Source organism: Cryobacterium sp. RTC2.1 (assembly GCF_035018685.1).
GTDB classification, from domain to species: domain Bacteria; phylum Actinomycetota; class Actinomycetes; order Actinomycetales; family Microbacteriaceae; genus Cryobacterium; species Cryobacterium glucosi.
In genome coordinates, this window is the sequence record NZ_JASJXJ010000240.1 from 1 (window position 1) to 3,363 (window position 3,363).

The 3,363-nt window shown below is 66.5% G+C and carries 4 protein-coding genes; 1 reads left to right on the forward strand and 3 read right to left on the reverse strand.

Features of this window, described 5'->3' with window-relative positions:
* Nucleotides 1-110: transposase (locus QN357_RS19615; protein WP_416347608.1), on the reverse strand; the 110-nt coding region annotated here is incomplete at its 3' end.
* A 96-nt stretch (nt 111-206) separates the two neighbouring features.
* Here QN357_RS19615 and QN357_RS18335 point away from each other — a divergent pair.
* Complete coding sequence (locus tag QN357_RS18335) at nt 207-362, forward strand: hypothetical protein (protein WP_322140582.1); 156 nt, start codon at nt 207-209, stop codon at nt 360-362.
* 357 nt (nt 363-719) lie between these two features.
* On the opposite strand, the gene istB is transcribed toward QN357_RS18335, so the two are convergent.
* The gene (istB, locus tag QN357_RS18340; RefSeq protein WP_323505327.1) at nt 720-1,499 is read right to left on the reverse strand and encodes an IS21-like element helper ATPase IstB; all 780 of its coding nucleotides are present in this window, start codon (nt 1,497-1,499) and stop codon (nt 720-722) included.
* Complete coding sequence (istA, locus tag QN357_RS18345) at nt 1,496-3,022, reverse strand: IS21 family transposase (protein WP_323505328.1); 1,527 nt, start codon at nt 3,020-3,022, stop codon at nt 1,496-1,498. The genes istB and istA overlap by 4 nt, the downstream gene beginning before the upstream one ends.
* Between the last annotated feature and the right edge of the window lie 341 nt (nt 3,023-3,363).

The window sequence follows — 3,363 nt, forward strand, 5'->3', positions numbered from 1 at the left end:
CAGGACTCCGAGATCCCGAAGTCCTTCGCGATCTGATTCAGCGGGGCTTCGTGCTTCCGGGCGACCGCGACAACATCGCGGCGGAACTCGGGTGGGTAAGGCTTGGGCATGATGACATCTTTCCAGCGAAGACGAATCTCCACAGGTCAGGAGTCAACCAAACCCGGGGCAGTCCCCTGCTGTCCGACCGGCAAACCATACTTCTCATGGCAGATCCGCACGTTATTGCTCAACTACGGATCGTTCTCAACGACAGCAATGCTCGGCAGACCCGTGACGCTGAACTCCCGACCGGGCAACTCCTCCGATACGACTTCGACCGCAACCTGCACCCCCTCAACCCCTTGGGAAGCTCCCTCTAACCGGCGATCTCCAGTTCTCCACGCTGGTAGCCGCCACTCCAGCACGACGCTGCCAAGCGTGCCAGCGATGCCAACACCGAGCAAACTGGCAGCTGAGGTGCTGTCGACCGGCGTCTTCGCCGATATCCAAGTGGTGCTTTCCCACGAGTGGTGATGAATGCACAGAAGTCGCTGGTCTGGGTTGCATTCGAGTGCCCTAGAACCCGAGGACCCGAGGGATTGTCAATGGCCATTTGGAACTGCCCGTAGGCGGCCAGCAGAATTGCCCGCTGGTGGCCACGAGAACTGCCCGGTCATGGCCAACAGATCTGCCCACCTGGGTGTTGGTGGCGTTGGCCATGCGCGGTCGTAGTTGGTCTAGCTCATCTTCGTGACGCCTTTCCCGGCGAGGGCCTGCGTGAGGCGGATCGAGTCGCCCGAGGTCTGGCAGACGTGGGCGTGGTGCAGGAGCCGGTCAACGGTCGCGGTCGCGAGGGTCTTGGGCATGAGCTCGTCAAAGCCTGCTGGATGCAGGTTCGACGAGACTGCGATGGAGCGTTTCTCGTAGGCGGCATCGACGAGTCGATAGAGGCCCTCGGCGGCGTCGGCCCCGACTTCGAGCAGCCCGATGTCATCGATCACGATCAGATCCGAGCGCAGGATCCGGGCCACGACCCGGCCGACGGAGTCGTCGGCGCGGTGCGCGCGGACGAGAGCACCGAGGTCTTCGAGGCGGAACCAGGCGACTCGCATCCCGGCCTCGACGACTTGCTGGCCGAGGGCCTCGAGGAAGAACGTCTTCCCAGTCCCGGAGGGCCCGCAAACGACGACGTTCTCCTTCCGGCCGATCCATTCCAACGTGCGGAGGGCCTGCTGCGTCGGGGCCGGGATCGAGGACGCGGCCTCATCCCACGTGTCGAACGTTTTCCCCGTTGGGAACCCCGCGGCCCGGCGCCTGGTCGCGAGCATTGACCGGGACCGGCCGGTGACTTCCTCAACGAAGAGGGCCTTGATGATCTCGACGGGTTCCCAGCGTTGCGCCCGGGCGGTCGCGATCAGTTCCGGCGCCAGGGCGCGGGCGTAGGGCATCTTCAACTGCCGCATCAACGCTTCCAGGTCCGCGGGCAGCGCGGGCGCGGCGGCCTGGGTGACGCTCACGCGCTCTGCTCCAACTCGTCATCGGCGGCTTGCCCGATCGCCGCCCACCCGGCGGTGCCCTGCGCGAGCGAGCTCGTCTCGCCCGCCGTGCGTGCCTGCGGACGGATCGAGCCTGCGCTGAGGAGGGAGGCGAGGTCACCGGTCGCGAAACGACCATAAGTGGCCGCCTGCCCGAGGGCCTCATCGACCGGGGCGGTGCCGCTGATCTTCGCCAACGCGACGGCCTCGGCCATCTTCACGTTCATCCGCGCGGTCCCGGCCGCGGCCGCTTCGAGTAACCACGCGTGCGCGCCAGCCCCGATGGCCAGGAACTCCGTCTCCGCTGCGCTGCGCGGGGTGATCGTGTAGTCGCCCGGGATCTTCTCCCGATGGTCGGGGAAGTGCGCGTCGTCGATCTTCGGGCTGCCCGGCCGGGCCCGCCGGTGCCGGGCGACTTCAACGGGCCCGTCACTGCCGACGTGGACGATGACGACCTGCTCAGAGGCCCCGACCCCGTGGCTGCGGACGAACACACGGGCGCCGAGCAAGTGCGCCGGCACCGAGTACTGGCCGTTCTCGAACGTGACCATCGGCGTGTTCTCCGGAACGGCCCGCGTCAAGCCCAGCGCGACGGTGTGCGCGGTGTCAGGGACCCGGTGCAACCGGGGCCGTTCCTCCTCGAGCATCACGGACGGCTTCCGCCTGGTCGCGCGGTGCTCCCGGGCATTCACCACGGCCATGAACGCCTCGCAGGCCGCTTCGACCTCGGCAAACGAGGCGTAGTCGGGCCGGAGGTTGGTGTCTTTGGGCACGATGTCAGCCTTGGCGAGCTTCACCGAGGACTCCACCCCGCCCTTGGACGCAGGATCCGCGGGCTGACACGTCAGCACGCTCACCCCGTAGTGGCGGGCGAAGTCCACCGTCTGCGGATTCCGCACCGGCACCCCGGCAACATGGGACACGGTGACCGTTTTCTCGTTATCGGTCAGGACGTAGGTCGGCGCGCCGCCAAGGAGCCGGAACGAGCGATCCAACGCGGCGAACACGCTCGGCGCCGTCCGGTCCCGCAACGCGATCACGATCCGAAACCGCGACCACGCCAGCCACGCGACGAACAACACCGTCTTCTTCCCATCGATGACGGGGCCGTCGCCGAAGTCATACTGCAACCACATCCCCGGCTCCGTGATCCACGGCCGGTGCACCCGCACCCGACCGAGCCGGAACGCAGCGCGGACCTGCGCGACCGCCCGCCGCGTCGACCGCTCCGAACCCGCGTAGCCCAGACCGATCAGTTTCGCGTGGGCCCGGTCCGCACGGATCTTGCCCTGCGACGCCTCCACCCATTCCTCGATCTTGGGCAGGAACGGGTCCGTGACCCGGCCCCGGTAGGCGGGCTCCGCGAGCGGCCGGCCCGCATCGCGCGCGGCGACGTGCCGGGCGACGGTGTGATGCGAGCAGCCCGTGAGCTCGGCCGCGGCACGCAACGACTCAGTCAGGTCGTAGGCAGCGAGTATTTCCATGATTTCTCCGTCAAACTTCATTCAGGGCCTCTTCCTGGGCGACTTTGATGCGACTAGACACCGTCATCAAATCCCAGGAAGGGGCTCCCGCCACGTAACCGGGCGGGGGTTCAGAAATAGAAGTGGGCAGATCTCATGGCCACCAACGGGCCGTTCTACTGGCCATCAGTGGGCACTTCCGTGGCCGCCTATGGGCAGTTTGGCATGGCCGCTAACAAATGGTCCTGGCTTGGTTCCGCGCGGATGTCAATGAGAAACCGTGTTCAAGGCCTCCGCATGCCTCATTGACGGCGCTCAGCGAAATTCCCCAGTCCTGCTCATCGAAGCTCCCCAGGTCGCGGGGTTAGATTAGCGGAAGTTTG